15 protein-coding genes are annotated in these 20,445 nt (G+C 63.9%); 8 read left to right on the top strand and 7 right to left on the bottom strand.

All coding sequences use genetic code 11. The features are described 5' to 3' along the window. The first annotated feature begins 153 nt into the window (after positions 1 to 153). The 3 genes from AC3CBB_RS12320 to AC3CBB_RS12310 all read left to right on the top strand — a co-directional run bounded on the left by AC3CBB_RS12320 (position 154) and on the right by AC3CBB_RS12310 (position 5,755). Entirely contained in the window at positions 154 to 1,836 is a 1,683-nt protein-coding gene (locus AC3CBB_RS12320) for an N-6 DNA methylase (RefSeq protein ID WP_488624797.1), read from the top strand. Then, a complete protein-coding gene (locus AC3CBB_RS12315) occupies positions 1,811 to 2,851 on the top strand; it encodes a hypothetical protein (protein ID WP_488624796.1) in 1,041 nt (346 codons plus the stop codon). Before AC3CBB_RS12320 ends, AC3CBB_RS12315 begins: the two co-directional genes overlap by 26 nt. Positions 2,852 to 3,925: 1,074 nt before the next feature. Next, the gene (locus tag AC3CBB_RS12310) at positions 3,926 to 5,755 is read left to right on the top strand and encodes a hypothetical protein (RefSeq protein WP_488624795.1); all 1,830 of its coding nucleotides are present in this window, start codon (positions 3,926 to 3,928) and stop codon (positions 5,753 to 5,755) included. A gap of 536 nt (positions 5,756 to 6,291) precedes the next feature. Here AC3CBB_RS12310 and AC3CBB_RS12305 read toward each other — a convergent pair. Together AC3CBB_RS12305 and AC3CBB_RS12300 are read right to left on the bottom strand one after the other, a co-directional pair. Next, on the bottom strand, positions 6,292 to 7,089 hold the full coding sequence (locus tag AC3CBB_RS12305; RefSeq protein WP_488624794.1) for a hypothetical protein: 798 nt from the start codon (positions 7,087 to 7,089) through the stop codon (positions 6,292 to 6,294). A 563-nt stretch (positions 7,090 to 7,652) separates the two neighbouring features. Then, positions 7,653 to 9,266, bottom strand: coding sequence for a hypothetical protein (locus AC3CBB_RS12300; protein WP_488624793.1), 1,614 nt, complete (start codon positions 9,264 to 9,266; stop codon positions 7,653 to 7,655). A 601-nt stretch (positions 9,267 to 9,867) separates the two neighbouring features. Here AC3CBB_RS12300 and AC3CBB_RS12295 point away from each other — a divergent pair. Together AC3CBB_RS12295 and AC3CBB_RS12290 are read left to right on the top strand one after the other, a co-directional pair. Beyond that, positions 9,868 to 10,269, top strand: coding sequence for a helix-turn-helix domain-containing protein (locus AC3CBB_RS12295; protein WP_488624792.1), 402 nt, complete (start codon positions 9,868 to 9,870; stop codon positions 10,267 to 10,269). 32 nt (positions 10,270 to 10,301) lie between these two features. Continuing rightward, positions 10,302 to 11,390 (top strand): DUF3039 domain-containing protein, encoded by a 1,089-nt coding sequence (locus AC3CBB_RS12290; RefSeq protein ID WP_488624791.1) that lies wholly within the window; start codon positions 10,302 to 10,304, stop codon positions 11,388 to 11,390. Between the two features lie 201 nt (positions 11,391 to 11,591). Here AC3CBB_RS12290 and AC3CBB_RS12285 read toward each other — a convergent pair whose 3' ends face one another. Next, on the bottom strand, positions 11,592 to 12,557 hold the full coding sequence (locus AC3CBB_RS12285) for a toll/interleukin-1 receptor domain-containing protein (protein ID WP_488624790.1): 966 nt from the start codon (positions 12,555 to 12,557) through the stop codon (positions 11,592 to 11,594). Positions 12,558 to 12,841: 284 nt separating this feature from the next. Here AC3CBB_RS12285 and AC3CBB_RS12280 point away from each other — a divergent pair, with 284 nt between their 5' ends. The 3 genes from AC3CBB_RS12280 (at position 12,842) to AC3CBB_RS12270 (ending at position 15,120) form a co-directional block, all read left to right on the top strand. After that, a complete protein-coding gene (locus tag AC3CBB_RS12280) occupies positions 12,842 to 13,522 on the top strand; it encodes a histidine phosphatase family protein (protein WP_488624789.1) in 681 nt (226 codons plus the stop codon). Between the two features lie 273 nt (positions 13,523 to 13,795). Then, complete coding sequence (locus AC3CBB_RS12275; protein ID WP_488624788.1) at positions 13,796 to 14,347, top strand: DUF3090 domain-containing protein; 552 nt, start codon at positions 13,796 to 13,798, stop codon at positions 14,345 to 14,347. Then, on the top strand, positions 14,347 to 15,120 hold the full coding sequence (locus AC3CBB_RS12270) for an SCO1664 family protein (protein WP_488624787.1): 774 nt from the start codon (positions 14,347 to 14,349) through the stop codon (positions 15,118 to 15,120). The genes AC3CBB_RS12275 and AC3CBB_RS12270 overlap by 1 nt, the downstream gene beginning before the upstream one ends. A 202-nt stretch (positions 15,121 to 15,322) precedes the next feature. On the opposite strand, the gene AC3CBB_RS12265 is transcribed toward AC3CBB_RS12270, so the two are convergent. The 4 genes from AC3CBB_RS12265 to pnuC form a co-directional block, all read right to left on the bottom strand. Next, positions 15,323 to 17,383: a vWA domain-containing protein gene (locus tag AC3CBB_RS12265; protein ID WP_488624786.1), complete on the bottom strand. Its 2,061-nt coding sequence runs from the start codon at positions 17,381 to 17,383 to the stop codon at positions 15,323 to 15,325. After that, entirely contained in the window at positions 17,376 to 18,761 is a 1,386-nt protein-coding gene (locus tag AC3CBB_RS12260) for a MoxR family ATPase (RefSeq protein ID WP_488624785.1), read from the bottom strand. The genes AC3CBB_RS12265 and AC3CBB_RS12260 overlap by 8 nt, the downstream gene beginning before the upstream one ends. 68 nt (positions 18,762 to 18,829) lie before the next feature. Further along, entirely contained in the window at positions 18,830 to 19,630 is an 801-nt protein-coding gene (locus tag AC3CBB_RS12255; RefSeq protein ID WP_148061162.1) for a hypothetical protein, read from the bottom strand. A 113-nt stretch (positions 19,631 to 19,743) separates the two neighbouring features. After that, complete coding sequence (gene pnuC / locus AC3CBB_RS12250) at positions 19,744 to 20,424, bottom strand: nicotinamide riboside transporter PnuC (protein WP_488624784.1); 681 nt, start codon at positions 20,422 to 20,424, stop codon at positions 19,744 to 19,746. Between the last annotated feature and the right edge of the window lie 21 nt (positions 20,425 to 20,445).

The raw sequence follows: 20,445 nt of genomic DNA, 5'->3' as shown, positions 1-20,445 counted from the left end.
CGTGGAGGTGTTCGGCTTGACCTGAGCGTGACGGCCTGGCGACGAGGTGCCGCGGAAGAGAGTTCGCCGCCGCTGCGGTCCAATTGTGAAATCGGGTACTGGCCGACATAGGTCGGGGTTCAGAAGGTCGGTGGCCCGTACGACAATGGAGGAGTGACAGATGCTTCGCGAGACCCGGCGGACGATTCGTCTCGCCGCAAAGCGAGGGGAGCGTTCTTCACGCCAACTGCGATCGCCCACCACATCGCGACCTGGGCTCTGCGCTCGGCAGACGACAAGGTTTTCGAGCCTGCGGCGGGAGATGCGCAGTTTCTAATTGAGGCCGTGAAGCGCCTTAAATCTCTTGACGAGTCGCGGGATGTAGTCCCGACCGTCTACGGCGTCGAAATCCATGAGCACAGTGCGCAAACAGGAAGCAAGCGCGTCCAAGATGCTGGGGGTGCTTCGAACATCGAAGTTGCCGACTTCTTCGATGTGGAACCCGCGCCCGTCTACACAGCGGTCATCGGAAATCCACCATATGTGAGGTACCAGGACTGGACTGGCGACGCGCGCCTGAAGTCGAGGGCAGCCGCGTTGAGAGGCGGAGTTTCTCTGACTGGCCTGTCGTCGAGTTGGGCCGCGTTCGTCGTACAGAGTGCTGCGTTCCTGAAGCCGGGAGGTCGGCTTGGGCTGGTGCTGCCTGCCGAGCTTTTGTCAGTCAACTACGCCGCCCCTGTTCGCCATTTCCTATTCGAACGATTCCAGTCCATTGACGTAGTCCTCTTCGACGAGCAGGTCTTCCCCGAAGCTGAAGCAGACGTCGTCCTCCTCCTTGCTGATGGGTACGGGTTGGGGTCTGCGAAGCACGCAACAATTCGGCAGACGCGAAATGCCTCAACGCTTCCTCAACTGGAGGCAGGACAGCAATGGACTCCTACCGACCCGGCTGACAAATGGACTGGCGCCGGCATTATCGCTGCTAATGGTCCTAGGGAACTTATGCGCCTTGTCGCAACCGGGCAGCTCGCCGCTTTGGAAACCTGGGGTGACACGACGCTCGGGATGGTCACCGGGAACAACAACTACTTCGCGCTTTCGCCTGCCCGAGTCAGCGAATTAAACCTCGACCGGCGTGATCTCCTGCGCCTGTCGCCGCCAGGAAGCTCCCACCTTCGCGGTCTCGCTCTGACCGGACAGGACCTCACCGCGCTGGGGCGAGAGGGCAAATCGACTTGGCTCTTTCGACCGCGACCAGAACCCGGCCCTGCAGCCCTCAAGTACATCAATGCTGGACACTCGGCGGGTGTCGACAAGGCGTATAAGTGCCGGGTTCGCAAAACCTGGTACGAAGTGCCGCTCGTTCGCCCCGCCGACCTTCTCCTGACCTGCATGAACGCGGACACGCCACGGCTCACCACCAATGAGGCTGGTGCTTTTCACCTCAACTCCGTCCATGGCCTTTACTTGTCTGAAGGCATGGAAGACCTGGGACGTGAGCTGCTTCCCCTCGCGTCACTGAATTCGATCACGCTGCTCAGCGCGGAGATGGTCGGTCGTGCTTACGGGGGCGGCATTCTCAAACTCGAACCACGAGAAGCCGACCGTTGGCTCATGCCCTCGCCCGTCCTTGTCCAACAACGAGCTGATGCTTTGCGGAGCGTCCGTCAGGCCGTCGCGGATCGTCTCGCTCGCTCCGACCTTCTCGGCGCGGTGGCCCTCGTCGATACGGCGCTCCTGCTTGAATCGGACTGCACCACGCCGTCGGCACTTGAACACGTCCGTGCCGGCCGGGCCGAATTGGCCAAACGCAGGACGAACAGGGGTAAACGTGGCAGAACCGACGGCGAAAAATAAAGCCTGGGTCATCTTCGACAGGATCATCGCCGACGCCGCCCCTGGAGGCGTCTTCTCGAACCCGTGGCGCACCGTCGACAACGTTCTCACCTACGAGCCGGACATTAGAACCCTCGAACGCCTCCTCGGCGTGCCCCTGTTCCTGAAGGCAACAGTGCGTTCGGGCGTCAGTGCCCTCGCCTTGGACGTGTGGTTTGCTTTCGAACTTCGCCGTGCGGGTTTTAACCGCGACGCGGTATGGCCGCGTGACAAGCACCCGCGGATTCTGCCTGGACCCGTGCAGAGTTTCGTGAATGCGGTGCCGATAAAGGATCGCTCAAAGCTGCAGGAACGTCTGCAGAGAAAAGCAGCCATACCGGGAGTGACAGCATCCAGCGCATCAATTCTTGGAAAGAACTACCTCAAGCAAGTGGACGTCATCATGACCGATTGGGCCACGGGGCCCGAGATTCTGATCTCTACCAAACGCATGGATTCCTCCTACGGAAAGAACGCGCCGAACCGCATCGAGGAGTCTTACGGGGACGCTAAGAACCTTCGCCTTCGGCATCCGATGGCTGCCCTCGGCTTTGCCATGGGAGTGCGCTCGGACATCTTGGGCAAGAAGGATCGGGTCACCTTCGACTGGCTCAACGACCTCATCTCGAAACTCGGCGAAGAAGACGACGCTTACCACGCAACTTGTCTCATCGTCATGGATTACGGGGCCGATGTCGTCGTACCCGATGACGACCAAGAAGAGGTTGACGCCCTAGTGGAGAGCGCGGGAGCCGACGCCTCCACCGATGCAGAGGAGGAGATCGTCGAACTCGCCACCGAAGAGATCCAGCGCGCTTTAGACGAACTACCGCCAGTAAGAATCCTGCAAGGAGAGGTCGACGCCAGGCTGCAGCCACCGAAGTTCCTCGAAGCAATTGTGAATCGCGTGCTCGACGTGACGCCGATCACGATGCACGTGGAGGCGCGCAAACGCCGCCGCGCCCCGATGACGGATGAGTCATGGCGTTCCCAATGAGGCAAGGACATCCGGGATAGGCAAGGACATTCGGATAGGCGACGAGCGCCACTGCAACCGCCGCGCCGAATAAGGTCAGAAGGACAAAAGGAGCGTTGATCTAACTATAGTTCCTGCAGTAGAACCGCCAAAAAAATGACGTCGACGATGACCCTCATAACGATGAAGCTACAGCGCATGATGGAGAACTGATTTGGCCCTGTCTAGGGCGTCTCGTTTGAAGGTGTAGGTCGAAGATCAAGGTGGCAGCGAAGCCTTTGCCACCACCGCCCTCGAATGCTCACGCTCTTAAGGCAAAGCGTGCAGGTCTTGACGCACTGCGGTCGAAATCACGCCGGCGGCCCGCGCTCGGGCAACCCGCCCGAGAGGAGCCTCACCCGAGTTCGACCAAGAAAAGTCCTGTCGTACCGGAATTTCAAGGACGTAGGCAACGTCAGACCGACTGCAAGATGTCCCCGGCGTACCTGCTTAAGTTGCGGCTCATGGCATCGCGTACTTGGTAGTAGCCGTGCAGCAACGACTTATGGGACGATCGGCCATGAGCAGTCAAAACTTCGCGTCTGTGTCGGTACCCCACGAAGATCATGACGATCTGGGCACATTGGCACTTGAGCTGAATCGAACATCTCCGGACGAACCGCCAACGGAGGTAGCCGACGTCCGCTCGCTCGATGGAGACGCCCTGGCTGTACTTGTAATGGCGCTTACCGGGGACGCCATTGGTGTGCTCGGTCGATGGCTCATCGCTAGGGCTCGATCGAGTAAGCAAGCATCCGTGACATGCAACGGCATCACGGTAACGGCACCCACCGTGGAGGATGTGGTTCGCCTGCTTGATAGCTTGCGCGAGCATAACCCCCAAGGTGACATAAGGGTCGCAACATCGGTCAACCCTCTCATCCGCGATGCCGTGGAATCGACGGATGGGGCGCGCGGGTCTAAGAAGCCGAAGGCCAGCTCCAAGAGAAAGACAGACCGAAAGGACTCCTCGAAGTCGTGAACTCGTCGGACTGGCTCGACGGGTACCTCGCGTCGTCCCGACCTCCTATTTGGAGTGACGCGAACGAGGAGAGCATGGCCGAGATGGCATTTCAAACGTTCGTTGATCGAATCCTTGTCGACGAACCACCGGGAACCGTCCAAGTCAAAGCGGTTCGCACCGCCACAGCCGAGGTTGCGCGTCTACGAATCCGGGACAAGCACGTGATCGTGTTCGACCTCTCGCTCTTCCTAGTGTTCGAGCACTTAAGCCGACTAATGGTTGCAGATATGCCCGTTCGGGACTTGCTTCCTCGTCTTGCGTCGCTTTTCGCGAATCGACTGGCGAGACACGGCAATGAGATCGATGCGGTGGCAGCAGTCAAGATCCACAAGCACTACAAGGCCAAAGTCCCCGACGCCGACCACTTCGTCGACGACCAGGCGCACCGATCGAACGCCATCGTGCAGGGCCATTTTGCCCTGGCCCACGAGGTGTCGCACTGCCGAGCAGCGGACGGCCGGCCGCTCCTTTTTGAGCGCGCAGAATCCCTCGAGTGGTGGAAAAGCCTGATGGAGCGTTATCGCGACAGCAATGTAGGGCGTCTGACCTCAGGGAACCTGAACTGGCTGGATGATCTGCAGACTGATGAGTTCAGTTTCCTCCCCAAGTCGGCCCGCGTCATTATGGAAGACACCCTGCGCCGGCAAGGAGAGAAAGCGAAGGCGAGCAGTCCGCTCATGTGCTTCAAGCCGATCTCCGAGGTGATCGACACCATTCTGACCAACCCGCATTCCGCACTGGCCGAGGAAGTGATCTGCGACGCTGAGGCATTGCGGGTCACGGCACTTTTACTCGTTGCTCCCAACACAACGTTCCGCGACAGGGTGACCGCTTCCATCGTGGCTTCCGGACATTTGGAATTGATGCGCCGCATAGACGCTAACGCGGCCGGTTTTTCCGGTGGCCAATCACAGACCCAGGGCGCGCGCAGCGACGCGCTCGTGCGCCGGCGACTGTTGACGCTCTTAGGTCAAGCTCTCCTCTGGGCGGAGGCCTCTAGTCACCATCTCGACGTCGGACTTGACGAGTACGTGCAACTGGAGCCTGACGAAATCGCAAGCGTGGAAGGCGAAATACGCACCCACGATGCGCTCCATCGTTCGTCTGGGAAACTCGCCACAGCAGCGGACTTGTGGGAGTGGACATTCTTCGAGGACCGGAAGGGCATTAAGGAGGTTCCACCTTGGGCTCAAGGCGGGCACCTCGTAGTCGCCGTCGAACGGAAGACGAACCTACTGAAACCAGACATGCGATTCGTCGACGGCTCCGCTAACGGTGACGCGAACGAGCATTCCGAACACGGTTTCAAAAGCATCATTGACCGGCAGAGCGAAAATTTTGACGAGTTAGATCCCGCGATCCTGGCCGATTCAACGTTCATGAAGCCGAGCGACATCAGCGGGCCATCGCGCATGCAGCTCGAGTCTAGACTGGCTCATTTCTTTCAAGAAAACATGACGCTCACTGAGCCAGTCCGCGACGCCTTGTCACTGCTCGCCATCTCCCTCTCAGCCATGCTCGAGTCGATGAAAACGAATAAGGAGATGAGCGTCTTTGCCCTGAGAACGAGGACGGGGACGCCCATTATCGAGGTGATGACACCAAATCGTCCCGGAAGCCCGTTCGAGCGGGCAAAGAATGTCGATCGAGCGTCCGCGGCGCATTGGGACGAGATTGCGAGTTCAGCTCTCATTCAAGACATACACATCGAGCACGAACATCTTCAAGGCACGGTCGTAATCGCTTTCCAACAGCGAAATGGCTACGCGTGGCTGTTGACCGCCGGCTACGTACGTGACCGCAAAGGACGCCCAGTGATCGAATTGCTCGATCTCGAAAACTGGGATAGGCCATCGGACTAGGCCCTACCTGCGGGCCGAGAACGCCTTCGAAGGAACGCAGCTTGTACAGTGTCGGACTACCTCCGAGAAGTAGTGGCGTGGCTGCCCTTATCCTCGGTCGAGGTGCGAGCTTTAAGAAGTCTTCAAGCCCTCGCGGCGCGTTTGACACGTCCCTGGCGACTAGGAAAAGCCTGCGCCCTTGAGCATTTCTCCGACGAGATGGAGGCCCGGGTGGTCTCTCGGAAGTCGGAACGGCGTGTGTGGTGGCTGTGCTCCAAGCAGCGCATCTGGTCTGCGTCCCTGCGAAACGTGGCCTGAACCGGGGAGCAGGACCGCCCGTGCACGACGATCACGTCAAACGGATCTTCGCCGCGGACGCTCTGAAGTGGCTCTGGCTCAGGGGCATCACGAGGGTCGGAGTGCCGAAGGAAAGTTTGACCTGTGCGCGATCAAGCACGTCCATTCAACCTCTGCCGGAGTGCCTCGAAACGCGTGTGCTGCCGAACACACTGGCCAGCCATCGCTTCTGACCGCGCCGCCACGGGCCTGCGCGCCCATCAGTCGAGTCGGAAGAGTCTTTTTGCCGGGAGGTCTTTCACTTTGACGGGGGACTTGTGCTGCACGGCGTCGAGGAAGACGTTGCTGTGGCCGCCGTACTCGAACTGGAAGGCGGCCAGCGCCACTCGACCGATGTGATTTGCGAGGATGTCGAGGATGCGCAGGGTCTGCAACTGCGTCAACTCGACGCCACGGCTGAAGTAGGGTCGATGGTCCACCAGGCCCAGGGTTTGTTCCTCCGGTGTCATGGGCTGGTCGATGTGGAGGCCGGAAAGGTGGTTGGTGAACTCGACCATTCCTCCGGGGCTCCGAAGGGTGGATCGGAGATGCGCCATCTTGTTCCGCATCCACCGGATGGAGTCGATAGGCCCGGGGAAGACTTCGATGCCAACATAGGCGTTGTAGAAGGCTCGGCTCTCGTTTCCTTTCCACGAGTCGTCGGTCTCCATAAGTGCTAGCCCGGCACCGAATCTCGCCAGGACGTCGTGGGCTAACTCTTCGAGGAACACCTCGTAAAGTGCCCAGGCGTCCTTGATGGCTGCGCTGGAGAGTTGCCAGAAGTAGCTTTCCGGCCAGACCCCGACGTTGTCCTCGAATAGTTCCGCGACCAGGCCGTCGTCGTGTCGGTTCGGGTCAAAGATCGCGACTGCGTCAGCCTCCGCGTCAGCCCACTGGGCGTCGAACCAGGGACCCATACCGGTGTTGGTGTTCAGTAGGAAACCTCGAATGGCTTGTTCGTCATGACGCCACATTGAGTATCGGGCAGAGACATCGTGAGAGTCCAGGTAGGTGACCACAGGCAGACGATAGCGCAATGGTCGTGGGCGATTTTCTCCTTCATGGTTGGGCGACGAATTAGCTACGCGGCGTCGTCGACCGCGATGTTATGGCCTACCCGCGAGGACTGCAAAATCGTCCGTCTCCACGTGTGATTGCTGGCGCCCGAGTTCTGTTTCCGTGAGATTGCGTTGGCCGTCATCTGCCGCGGCCGGCGCCGAGACGCAGAACCCTGTCGCCGTCAACGGGGGGAACCGGAGGCGCCAGGCGGTCCAGGACAGGTTCAGCATCTAACACTCCGTCTTCGAGCCTTTCGGTTCCTGCCGGCAACGAGGCCGACGGGGTGGAGGACGCCGTCGTTGTTCCACCCTTGCATGTTCTGCCACGCGTAGACGTAGTCGCCGACGGGGCGCGAGGGGACGTTTGCTATGGAGATGCGGATTCAGGGCGCTCTAATCGGAGGACACACTAGTTGGAGTTTTGACTAGCTGATGCGGGAGTTTTGCGCCTTCGGTTGAATACAGACGGTCGCCGACGAGTCAAGAGTGGTCATGCCGCCTCTTGCACGCACGCGCAGTCCGTGTCAGTCGTCTTCCGGCTGTCCGCCAAGTGCTCCACTGGCCGGGCGGGCATCCACCTTCATCTGTTCGAGCCATGCTCTTCCCAGCGTCGTGGGTCGATCGCTCATCAATATCTCCGGTGCCACGTCCCAGTAGGTCAGGAGATTCTGCCGGTTGGGGTCCGCCGCGCTGGCGGCGATCACTCGCTCAAAAACGCCCGGGATCGCGCAAGCAAGGAGGACGTCGAACTCATCCAGAGCGATGAGGTGGCTCCGGAACATGCGTTGCCTCTTCTCGATGTAGGTCGCAAAATCGGCCGGGTCGCTCATCGTCGACATGACGAGGATCGCCTGGGCCAACGGAATCACCGCTGTGTCGGCCCGGATGTCTCCAAGAACTTCAAGAGCATCGGATCGCCACACGGCGCTTGCGTAGTTTGTTTGAGTCACTGCAAGACCCAGATAGCCCTGTCCGTCGACGGCCCGGCCGGCGGTGGTGAGCGCAGCGCCCCCGTTGAGGGAATCGACGCGCTTCGCGAGCTGGTCGACAGCCTTCGTTAGATCTCCGAAAGCATTTTGCACTGAATTGATCGACGCATGGGTGGCGTACCCCTTTACCTCGGCAATGACCGCCGGCCCACGAGCGTCGACGAGAGGGAAGTCAATCTGTCCTTCGTCTTTCGCACTGACTCTCGCAGCAACTCGATCGACCAGCAGGTCGTCGTAAGGAGCGACTGCGTGTATGGCCTTGGCGGCGACCAGCTCGAACCAATCACCGTAGGACTGGCCAAGCGTCCGTTTTGCGGCCGCAAACAGTGCGATTTCGAGATTAAAGGTGGCGGCCACGATCGTGGCCGGGATGAAGCAAGCTCCAACTTTCACGAACGGTTGATTTTCGGCCTCCGTGGAGTCCAGGAGTCCCGACAACTCTCCAGCCATGCCGGCTTGATTTACTCGGACGGGTCCGAACATGCCTATCAACTGCTGAGCCTCGTTGCTCAGGAGCGTCCATGCCTCCTCGTGTTCTCGAAGGCCTCCAAATTCGAATGCGCTTGACCGAACGAAGTCGAAGACTTGACGGATGGCGTCCTGCGTCAAGACTTGTAAACCATCGAATTTGTCATTATTTGCGGTTATCTCCGCAGCCGAGTCGAAAATAAGTCGACTGATCCATCGGTAGTTGGCAGTGCTTGGCATGAGCCGACGGATACTCTCGTGCTCCCGGATGATGTCGATGCCGGGAACACCTTCCTCGACATTCGTAAACGCATTCAGCAGGAGACGGGACTTGCTCCAATGGATGGCCGCTTTAAGGAAGTCGGCAAGAGCTTTTGGGTTGGTAAAAGCGCTTCGACCGTTGCGAGCGGCAACCCACAACAGTCGGTCCGCACCGACATACTCGATGAGATCGTGGGGAAACTCTTGAAGTGCATCGTGCAAAACTTCCCTGTCCAGGATGTCGCCCGGATAGACATCGCCCACGAGTTTCTCGACCGATCGCGCCGCGGCGGCCACAGTCTCCATGTACTGGGCTTTCAACTCGGCACTGCCGACTCCCAGAATGGCGGACTCGAACTCCGCTCGGATGGAAAGCGGCAGTGACTGCAGAGCGCGACTAACTAGATTGATTTCCCCCATGCCATAACGGTAGTGGAATCGACAGCAGTCACCCGCCGCGGCCAATCTGTTTAGCGGCCGTCGGAATGGCAAAAATCGTAATCTATTCGGCTGCTCAGCAGGGGTCTCATCCAAGTGCTCAACAATCCACCCGACTTTTTGCAGATTGATCGGTGACATATGAAACTCACCGCAACGCTTCTTCGTGGGAGGCGCCGCGATACCCGGATCAGGCTGGTATCCCGGGGCCGCCTCCGACCATTCATGACTGGTTGCCCGGACAGATTTCTCCGTCTAAACTCCGCCACCCGCCGTAGTCGACACGGCGTTAATAATTTGACATATTACCCCCGTCCTGCGGCAGGCGTGCCGCGAGTGCGGCGCTCAGCTTCGTGTTCACAGTCGTCCAGTACTCCACCTCCCACTGGCCGCGCCTTTCGTCTTGCTCAGCGTTAATTTCAGTGACGACGCGAAAATTGGAAAGCCAACCTTGGCCCCCGCTTTGAGTACAGACAGTGACTTGACGACACCTATGCCACCTGTGACACTTATGACAGCTGAGAGTATCGTCGAGAGCATCGCAATCGACCACTCCGATCACCCAAGACAATTAGAGGCCCCGATGAACGCCCAAACTCTTCCCGCGGCCAGTGTGCCCACCACCGAGATCGCCGATCTCGAAGCTTTCAAAAACTCCCTGCCCAAGACCTCTACCCTCCGCCACGCGCTGTCCAAAATGACCAACGACCTCAAAAGCGGCGCTGATCTCCTTGTCACCAGCAAAGATGAGACGCTCACCCCCAATCAAGCCGCCAAGATCCTCGGCATCAGTCGAGGTCACTTGTACAAGGTCCTCGATTCGGGCGCCCTGGCATTCGACGTTGTGGGTGAGCGAGACCGTCGCATCAAGCATGCGGACCTGCTCGACTACGAGTCGCGTGTTCGAGCCCTGCGCGCCGAACAAGCGCGTGCGCTTGCACGCCGCGACTCGATCGACGACGAACTCCTTGACTACATGGACTGAGCCGTGTCCGGGGTGACTCATAGAATCGAGCTATGCAAATCCAACGGCGGGTCACCCTGCGCTGCCTGGTCGAGGATCTGACGGGGGACTGGCGTGACGGAAGCCAGCAGCGAGCCGTAACGGCACTGCGGGCGCAGGCGGCCGAGGTGGTCGCGGCTCGGGCAAAAGACTCCTCCCTAGGTCGCGCGATCCGCTCCCTTCCGCCGGTCAATAAGCTCGCCCACCCCCTGATCGAGCACTTCGAGAACGAGTTCTCCCAACAGGGCGATCACCAAAAGCAGAACATCGGCTCCCTGGCGGAGCCGCACTGGTGGAAACAAAAAACAGGGCGCTGGCGCGGTGCCGCATCCGATCACACCAAGGTGGGACAGGGCGCCTGGCTGTGCGCAGGCGGGCGCCGCACCGCCGGCAGCCCTGACGATTTTTACGCCGTCTTCAAAAGCAACGTTGTCTCGTACGGTGCATCCGGGTATCTACCCGCGCCAGAGGATGCCGCGCTTTCGCGTGTCGAGGAGAAGATTCATCTCCAGGACGCATGGAGGTTGCAGGTACAGCTGACCGTCAACATCCTCCTGGCCAACGCGGCCGCTCATCTCGAGACAGCCATCGGCCCTATCGAAGTCACCGTGCCCAGCATCAGCGCCCGGGACGAACCCCTTGCGGAGGTGTCTGTTGTCCTCGAGAAAACTGTCGTCGGTGACCATGTCATGTACGAGTGCATCTTGATCATCGAACCGGTTGCTAACGCGAACGCACCTTTCGTCGGTCAGCTGGCTGAAGTCGCCCGTGCGGCCATCCAGGACGACCCTGCCGAATGGCGGGCGACTGTCTACGGGGCAGACGGCCGAGGTCAGAGTCACGAGGTGGTGCTGGATGAAAGTCACCTCCAGCACGCGCGCGACATCAAAGCGCGTGGTCAAGTCCAGGAAGACGCTGCCCCGAAGAGGCTCACCCTCGGCCTGCACGCGCACTACTCGCCCCGGGAACGGCTCACAGATGCCACCGTGGACGGCTCCGCCGTCGAGGCGATCTGCGGCTACTGGTTCGTCCCGACCGCAGACCACGAGGGCAAATCCGTCTGCGCAGAATGCCAAGAAGGCATGGACCGGTTGCACTCATGACAAGGAGTTGCCGGTTGCACCTCGGCCTGGGGCCCGCGATGCCACCTCTCGACGCGATGCATGGCGACACGTTCATTCGGGCCGAAGAAAGAAAGAGCCAGAGCTGACGGTCGCGCGGGCCCAGAGGGTTCAGGGCTGACTTGGTTCATGCAGGTCGCGTCCCGGCAAGCCTTGTTGGCCGCACAAATTCGCGCCGAACTCTTACTCGTCAACAATTCGGTAGCGGAAAGTCAGCCGAGGGATTCGATCGATCGATGTCTCTCGGATCGTCACCCGCATAATTTCGAGAGCCGCGACGCGACCGGACTCATTAATCAGCACGACCGAGTCCCCGACCCGCGCGTTCCGACTGCGAGACGAATAGTCATACGCTTCGATGTCGCCGATGTCTTCAAGGGGAGTTTCGGGCGCGAGAGCGATGGCCCTAATATCTGCTGGATCGTTCATGACGTGGATGGACCCCGAACCGGACGTCGAAGTGTAAATGGTGAACTGCTGAACGCCAGATCCGATCACGAAGCGCCCGTTGTTGTTCTGATAGGCGTACTCAACTTCGCCGACCAATGCCTCGTTTCGGAAGAGGCCCGGGTCATGGTTGATGGCCACCTTGGTCAGCGTGTCGGATGCCGCAGCGAAGGGATTGGGGCCGAGGGGTGGTCGGGGGGCGACGCGCCGCCCGAACAGCTCGTGGACGAGTTCCGAGTACCGGACATCGAACTTCTCATCGTCTCGAAAGTCGAGATAGCGGACGCTGCTGAGAAACGTTGGAACGAGTGCATCTCCCGTGGCATGGCGGATGATCGGGATGATCCGGTCGCCGACAGCGTTGATCATCATGGGAGCACTCATGATCTTCTTTTCGTAACCCGTGCCGCGGATTCCCGCATTTGCTTTCCGCACATATTCGTCGGAGCTGATCACGACGATTCGATCCGCACCTGTCAGGCCGGACTCCATGAAATGAAGCAGATCCGAACCCGCTGTGACATCCCACAGATCGTAAATGACGTCGACACCGTTGGCCATCAGCCGTTCGCACAACGCCGTGATCCAGCCGTTTAGGTCAGCGTCGGCGGAGTACGAGATGAAAACGCGTGGGTGCAGGTCGTGGGAGTCGGAGGGCAGGACTGATTCGGTCACATACGCATTGTCCGCCACGAAGTTCATATTCGACGTCTTCGGGGTAGCTTCCAACTTCGACGGGGAGAACTGGCTCGTCGCCGGACTGATCCCGGCGCGTCTCCCTCCGCCGACATCACTTCGTGTCTTCGAACCGAGTTGAGCGATTAGGAGTCATTTTTCCCAATCGCCTTCGCTATTCCCGGATCGATCCCTGACCAGGCTTTAGTTTCTTCCTGTACATCCGCCAATTCGGATCTGTACAAGGACGGAAATCATCCGCCGCGGAGTGGCGGAAGGGCGCGGGTCTTAGGGTTCTGTAAAAAAGCCGCATGGCCACAGTGATACTCGTCCGGCATGGACGCACGTCCGCGAACGCGTCGGGGGTGCTGGCCGGGCGCACCGCCGGCGTCCGGCTCGACGACACCGGGCGGCGTCAGGCCGCGCGCACGGCCGAGAGGCTGGCGGCGGTTCCGCTGGTGGCGACGGTGTCGAGTCCGCTGGAGCGGTGCCGTCAGACGACCAAGTTCCTGCGCGATGCCCAGGAGGGCAGCCCTCTCGCGCTCATCGAACGCGCGATCACGGAGTGCGACTACGGCGACTGGCAGGGGCGCACGCTCGCGGAGCTCGCCAAGGAGGATCTCTGGAAGGTCGTCCAGTCGCAGCCGTCGGCCGCGGTCTTCCCGGGCGGCGAGTCGCTGCCGACGATGCAGGCGCGTGCGGTAGCGGCGATCCGGAAGCACGACGCCGCGTTCGAAGCCGAGTTCGGGCCGGGTGCGGTGTGGGCGGCGATCAGTCACGGCGACATCATCAAGTCGATCCTCGCCGATGCGCTGGGCATGCACCTCGACCTCTTCCAGCGCATCAACGTCGGCCCGGCGTCGGTGTCGATCATCCGCTACGGCGCGAACCGGCCCGACGTCATCGCGACGAACACCGATTCGGGCGACCTGTCGTGGCTGGCGAGGACGGCGGCGCCTGCGGCCGATGCGGCGGTCGGCGGCGGCGCCTGAACCCTCGCGTTCGGCTTCTGCGCCGGGTTGGGAGACGCGGCATCCCCGCCGTTTCGGCAAAGTCCCTCTGACGCGACGGCGGGGCCGTGCCGATTCGGCGGGGGCCGCACCGCGCGACGGCGGGGCCGTGCCGATCCGGCGGGGGCCGCACCGCGCGGCGGCTCGGCCGTGCCGAAACGGCGGGCCCACCCGGTGACGGCGGCGTCCGACGCACGCAGCGCCCGCCTCGCAAACACCCGGGAAGACCCCGCCCGACGCTCGTAGAATGAGCGCATGCCTACCATCGTCCACGGGTTCGACTGGCCAGACCGACTGATCGTCGGGACGGTGGGCCACCCCGGTTCGCGCTCGTTCTACCTCCAGGCGAAGGACGGCCGCCGCGTCGTCAGCGTCACTCTCGAGAAGGAGCAGTCCGCGGTCCTCGCCGAGAAGATCGACGAGATCCTCGACGACCTGATGGCCCATGAGGGCAACCCGTTCAGCGTCCCGTCCGGCACCCCCGTCGAGCTCGTCGACAACGAACCGCTCGAGCAGCCCGTCGACTCGCAGTTCCGCACCGGGGCGATGACCCTGGGCTGGGACGTCACGACGTCGCAGGTCGTCATCGAGGCCTACCCGGTCGACGACAGCGACGACGATGTCGATGAGATCGACGCCGAGACCGAGCCGGCCGAGATGATGCAGGTGCGGATCCCCGTCGGCACGGCCCGGGCGTTCGCCAAGCGGACCCTCGAGATCGTGGGCGCAGGCCGTCCGCTGTGTCCGCTGTGCGGCCAGCCCATGGACCCCGAGGGGCACGTCTGCGTCGAGCCCGGCGACTTCTGATGCAGCCGGCGGCCGACCTCGACCACGGCGCGCTCGAGATCACCGGTCGCATCCCCACCGCGTCGAACGCCACGTTCCTCGGCACGATCGGCGAAAGCGAGGTCGTCTACAAGCCGATCGCCGGTGAGAAGCCGCTCTGGGACTTCCCCGACGGCGACCTCGCCCACCGCGAGGTGGCCGCGTACGTCGTCTCGGAGGCCTTCGGCTGGAACATCGTGCCCCGCACCTGGCTGCGCGAGGGCCCGCTCGGCCTCGGCATGGTGCAGCTGTGGCAAGACATCGACCCCGACCAGGACGCCGTCGACCTCGTCGACTCCGCGCTCGTGCCCGATGAGGGGTGGCGCCACGTCTTCGACGGACGCGACGAGTTCGACAGGTCGGTCGCTCTGATCCACGAGGATTCGACCGCGCTGCGCCGCATGGCCGTCTTCGACGTCGTCGTCAACAACGCCGACCGCAAGGGCGCGCACATCCTCGAGATGCCGGGCGGCCACCGGCACGGGGTCGACCACGGCCTCACCTTCCACGAGGAGCACAAGCTCCGCACCGTCCTCTGGGGCTGGCTCGGCGAGGGGCTCCGCGACGACGAGGTCGCCGGCCTCGATCGGGTGCTGGCAGGCCTCACGTCCGGCGGCCTGGCCGACACGCTCGGCGACCTCCTGCAGCAGCGGGAGATCGCCGCGTTCACCGCCCGCGTCGAGCGCCTGCGGGCCAACCCGATCTTCCCCGCGCCGCGCGGCCACATGCCCGCGGTGCCCTGGCCCCTCTTCTGACGGTTCGGGGCTCGTGCCAGGTCGGCGAGAACTCACGCCGTCCTGAAGCGACGCTGCCGGGCTTCCCCCGTGCGTGGATGCGCGCCGAGGGGTTTCGTCCGGAGTGGCTTTCCCTGGCGGTGAATTCACGCCCAGGGAAAGCCCTCCAGAACGAAACCCCGGGGGCGTGCGGACCCGAGCCGCAAGGGCGCAGGAACTCGGCCTACGCCGACCACGACCCCCAGCCGCGCCCGAACATGTCGTCGAACCCGGCCGGACCGCCGAGCCCGCCGCCGCCGAAGCCGCCGGCCCCCCGCGACCCGAGGTACGAGCCCACCACCGCGGCACCGAGGTCGTCTGCCTCCGGCGCCGTGACGCTCCCGCCGACGCGCTTGGCCATCGAGTCGATGAAGCGGGCGAGGCCGGGGTCGTCCCCGAGGCGGAAGAAGGTGGTGTGGGCGCCCAGCCGCATCGAGTTGTCGAGCTCGCGCACGGCGTACGCGATGGTCAGCGGGTCGGGCGGGTAGTTGAAGTAGACCTCGCCGTTCGGCTCGAGGTGCGATGTCGGCTCGCCGTCGGTGACGATCAGCAGCACCGGCTGCGCGTTGGGGTGCTTGCGGAAGTGCCGGTTTGCCAGGAGGAGCGCGTGGTGGAGGTTGGTGCCCTTGTCCCACATCGCTTCCAGGCCCACGAGCTGCTCGATGTCCATCACCTCGGCCTGGCGGCCGAACGCGATGAGCTGGAGCTCGTCTCCGCGGAAGCGCGAGGTGATCAGCGTATGGAGGGCGAGCGCGGTGCGCTTCATCGGCACCCAGCGGTTGTCCATCGCCATCGAGAACGACGTGTCGACGAGCAGGGCGACGCAGGCCTGGGTGCGGGCCTCGGTCTCCTGCACCTCGACGTCGCCGATCTCGATTCGGAGGGGAGTTCCTGCGCCCTCGCCTGCCTGGCGGGTGATCGCGTTCGTGATGGTGCGCGTGACGTCCCAGGGCTCGGTGTCGCCGAACTCCCATTCGCGGGTGGCTCCGGAGCGTTCGCCCGCGGCGCCGGCCTTGCGCATGTCGCGGGCTCCCTGACGGCCCGACATGCGGTCGGCGATGTCGCGCAGCAGCGCCTTGCCGAGCTGTCGCATGGCCTTGGGGGTCAGCTTGAGCGAGCCGTCGGTGCCGCGCTTGACGGCGGCGGAGTCGTGCAGGGCCTTCTCGAGCTGCTGCAGGGCCCGGGCGTCGACCGCGGCCTCGTTGCCGAGCTGCTTGGCGAGCGTGTCGAGGTCGAGGTCGTCGAGCTGGGAGCCGTTGTGCGACTGCGCGAGCTGCTCGGCCAGCTGGTCGAGGTCGGCGAGGTCTTGGAAGACGCCGGTGCCGTCGCCCAGGCCGAGGCCCTGCTCGCCGTCCATCTGCTCGGAGCCGCCCCAGTTCTCGCCGGGGCGGAGCGCCTGGAGGTTCTCGTCGAGCTGAGCCAGGGAGTCCATCAGATCGGGTGAGCCGAAGGCCTGCTGGGCCAGGGCGTCGAGCTCGTCGCGCTGCTCCTGCGTCATCGAGTTGCGCATGCGCTGGGCGGCGGCGGCGCGGGCCGCCATCGCGTCGATCAGGTCGTCGACGTTCTGCGGGTTCTCGGGGAAGAACTCGCCGTGCTTGGCCATGAAGTCGTCGAACTGCTCGGGGGTGTCCTCGCCGCGGGCGTGCGCGGCCAGCAGCTCGTTCAGGTCGCCGAGCATGTCCTGGATGGCCGCCCGGTCGGCGTCGGTGGCGCTCTCGAGCGCCTGCTTCATGCCGGCGAAGCGCTGGTCGAGCATCTCGCGGCCGAGGAGGTCCTTGATCTTCTCGAAGTCCTGGCGGGCTTCCCGGCTCTTCCACTGGTAGTCGTTCAGCTCGGTGACGGCGGCCGCGGGCGAGGCCGGGAGGCTGTCGAGCTGGAGCTCCGAGAGGGCGCGGTCGCCGTCGTCCATCTCGGTGTCCCGCGCGAGCTGGCCGCGCTCGGCGAGGACGGCCTTGTCGAGCAGCTCCTTGATCTCGCGGAGAGTGCCGTCGAGGTTGTGCTTCTGGGCGAGCTCGCGGCGGCGCTCGGCGACCCGGCGTGCCAGGTCGTCGAGCCCGGCCTGGTCGCGTCCGCCGCGGCGCAGGAACTCGCGCATCGCGTGCTCGGGCGAGTAGCCCGCCATGACCTCCTGCCCGATGGCGTCGAGCGCCTCGGTGAGGTCGACCGGCGGGGCCAGCGGGTCGGGGCCGCCCGCGTACTTGCCGTAGCGCGAGTCGCGCGACAGGCGGCGGTTGCCCCTAGCCATAGATGGCCTCGCCTCCGCCGGTCTCCTTGCTCACGCGGCGCGCGAGGTAGAGCCCCTCGAGGGCCAGCTCGATCGCGCCGGCCTTCTCGCCGTCGGTCTTCGCGTCGAGCCGATCGCAGACGTCGTCGTAGATCTCGGACTCGCCCAGCGACGGCAGGCCCGCCAGGAAGTCGCGCGCCGTCACCTGCTCGCCGGTGGTCACCATCGTCCCGGCCTCGAGCGCGTCGACGAGCATCCCGAAATCGATGCCGCGGAAGTGCGCGCGCACTGCCTCGGCCGTGGCCGTCCGCAGGAGGTGGTCGAGGATCTCGTCTTCACGCCCCTCCTCGCCCGACTCGAACTCGATCTTGCCGCCGAGCACGTCGACCGCCGTCTCGAGGTCGATCGGCCTGGCCACCGCCTCGGGCTCGCCCTGGCGGCTGGCGCGGTGCAGCGCCGCCGCCGCGATGGTCTCGGCCCCGGCGATCGCGAATCGGGCGCTGACGCCGCTGCGCTGGTCGACGGCGCTCGACTCCCGCAGGGCCCGGGTGAACCGGGCCAGGATCTCGATCAGGTACGCAGGAACTTCGGCCACCAGATCGGCCTCCTGCAGGATCACCGCGATCTCGTCGTCGAGCTCGGTCGGGTAGTGCGTGCGGATCTCGGCGCCGAACCGGTCTTTCAGCGGCGTGATGATGCGGCCGCGGTTCGTGTAGTCCTCGGGGTTCGCGCTCGCCATCACCAGCACGTCGAGCGGGAGCCGCAGGACGTAGCCGCGGATCTGGATGTCGCGCTCCTCCATGACGTTGAGCATGGCGACCTGGATGCGCTCGGCCAGGTCGGGCAGCTCGTTGATGGCGACGATGCCGCGGTGACTGCGGGGGATGAGCCCGAAGTGGATCGTCTCGGGGTCGCCGAGGCTTCGGCCCTCGGCCACCTTCATGGGATCGACATCGCCGATGAGGTCGGCGACGCTCGTGTCGGGGGTCGCGAGCTTCTCGACGTACCGCTCCGAGCGGCTCCGCCACTCGACCGGCAGCAGGTCGGCGAGCTCGGCGGCGCGTCGGACGCTCTCGGACGTGATCGGCTCGTACGGGTGCTCGCCGAGCACGGAGCCGGCGATCACCGGCGACCACTCGTCGAGCAGGCCGGCCATGGTGCGGAGGATCCGCGTCTTGCCCTGGCCGCGCTCGCCGAGGAGCACGATGTCGTGCCCGGCGATCAGAGCACGCTCGAGCTGCGGGATGACGGTGGATTCGAAGCCGTGGAGGCCGGGCCAGGGGTCACGGCCTTCACGGAGAGCGGCGAGCAGGTTGTCACGGATTTCGGCACGAAGGGTCTTCTGGACGTGCCCCGCTGCGCGGAGCTCGCCGACCGTTGCCTCAGTTGGACGGGTCACTCGCGCAACGGTACGCCCGCTGTGTGTCGTCGGCGTCACACGATGCTGTGCGCCCTCCGCATCGAGCCCTACTTTGCGGCCTCGGCGACGACGGCGTCGACGGCGTCGGCCGGGGTCAGCGCGTCGGCGGCCGGCTTCGGGAAGCTCGAGATCGTTGACTTCGTGATTCCCGTCGACGAGATGAGCAGGTTGCCCTGGACCGCCGTGATGGCGCTGAAGGTCGCGTCACCTGCCGCGGCGCCGGCCGACGACGGGAGCGTGATGGTCTCCTCGAGGTCGATCGTGCGGTCGGCGTCGGTCGAGGCCGTGCCCTTCTTCAGCGCGATGGTGATCGACTGCCCCTGGACGGTGAGGGTGATCTTGCCGCACGCCGAGATCAGGTCGTCGACCTTCGACTCGGTGTCGCCGCTCGTGATCGCGCTGGGCAGCGCCTTGCCCGCGACCGTGGCGACGGAGACGGTGCTGGTGCCGTCGACGAGGGCGGCTCCCACGCTGTCGGCCGGGGCCGTGATGCCGAGGCCGGCCTTGAGCTTGGTCTTGCACGACTCGGGCGCGATCGTGACGCCGCTCTGGTCGAGGAGGGTCGAGAGCGGCGAGCTGCCGGCGGCCGAGGTGTTGGCCGCCTTGAGAGCGGCGTTGTCGTAGAGCTTGGCGCTGGAGCCGACTTTCGGCTTGACGGCCGTCATCAGCGCAGTCAGGTCGTCGGACGTGTAGGTCTTCGCGTCGGCGGTCGGGGTCGGCGTGCTTGCCGGGGCTGAGGAGTCGCCCGCACTCGGCGTCGACGGCGACGAGCACGAGGTGAGCCCGGCCGCGGCGATGGCGGCCGAGGCGACGAGGACGAAGAGGCGGGCGGTACGGCTGATCTTCACGGGAATGCCTTCACGGGACGGGTGCCGGGGCTCGCGAAGCATCTCGCCCCCCACGGACATGATTCTTGGTCGATCCCAAGAGTAGACCCGCCCTCGCGCTGCGGGCCGACCTGTCAGCGCGCGACGGGCGCCGGGTCGGGCATGACCGGCAGGTCGGCCAGCCGGCGGGTGCGCCGCCAGACGAAGAAGCCGGTCAGGGTGAAGACGCCGTAGACGATGTACATGAGCCCCGACGCCCAGAGCCCCGCGCTCAGCAGCAGCGGGACGCCGACGATGTCGACGGCGACCCAGATCAGCCAGAACTCGACCCACCCCTTGGCCATGCCGTAGGTGGCGAGCAGAGACCCCGTGAAGATCCACGCGTCGGCCCAGACAGGAGCGTACGAGCCGAGGGCGGTGAAGATCGGCGTGAGCACGGCGGTGCCCCCGATGAGCGCGACGAGGAGGAGGACGCGGGAGCGGGCCCCGGCCCAGCGGGGCTCGACGGCGGTGGCGCCGGAGTTCCTGCGCCCCTGCCAGCGGTACCAGCCGTAGACGGAGACGATGATGAACATGATCTGGCGGCCGGCCTGCCCCAGCAGGTTCACCGGGTGGGGCGTGTCGAACACGGCGCCCATGAACACCGTGAAGAGCAGGGCGTTGCCCAGGATGCCGATGGGCCAGGCCCACACCTTGCGGCGCATGCCGCCGAGCGCGCTGATCAGGCCGAAGAGGTTGCCGATCACCTCGCGCCAGAGCACGGCCTGGTTGCCGACCGTGAACTGCGCGTCGAAGAGCCAGTGGATAGCGCTCATGATTCCTCCCGGAGGGTCGCC

This window comes from Frondihabitans sp. OV104 (assembly GCF_057787745.1).
Note: the sequence above shows the minus strand (reverse complement) of the source record. Positions and strands in the feature narration are given on the sequence as shown.

Coding starts and splice junctions, on each gene's coding strand:
- AC3CBB_RS12310 (WP_488624795.1), top strand. CDS start 3,926: ATGGCCGAGATGGCATTTCAAACGTTCGTTGATCGAATCCTTGTCGAC.
- AC3CBB_RS12300 (WP_488624793.1), bottom strand. CDS start 9,266: ATGGGGGAAATCAATCTAGTTAGTCGCGCTCTGCAGTCACTGCCGCTT.
- AC3CBB_RS12295 (WP_488624792.1), top strand. CDS start 9,868: ATGAACGCCCAAACTCTTCCCGCGGCCAGTGTGCCCACCACCGAGATC.
- AC3CBB_RS12290 (WP_488624791.1), top strand. CDS start 10,302: ATGCAAATCCAACGGCGGGTCACCCTGCGCTGCCTGGTCGAGGATCTG.
- AC3CBB_RS12285 (WP_488624790.1), bottom strand. CDS start 12,557: ATGAACTTCGTGGCGGACAATGCGTATGTGACCGAATCAGTCCTGCCC.
- AC3CBB_RS12280 (WP_488624789.1), top strand. CDS start 12,842: ATGGCCACAGTGATACTCGTCCGGCATGGACGCACGTCCGCGAACGCG.
- AC3CBB_RS12275 (WP_488624788.1), top strand. CDS start 13,796: ATGCCTACCATCGTCCACGGGTTCGACTGGCCAGACCGACTGATCGTC.
- AC3CBB_RS12270 (WP_488624787.1), top strand. CDS start 14,347: ATGCAGCCGGCGGCCGACCTCGACCACGGCGCGCTCGAGATCACCGGT.
- AC3CBB_RS12265 (WP_488624786.1), bottom strand. CDS start 17,383: ATGGCTAGGGGCAACCGCCGCCTGTCGCGCGACTCGCGCTACGGCAAG.
- pnuC (WP_488624784.1), bottom strand. CDS start 20,424: ATGAGCGCTATCCACTGGCTCTTCGACGCGCAGTTCACGGTCGGCAAC.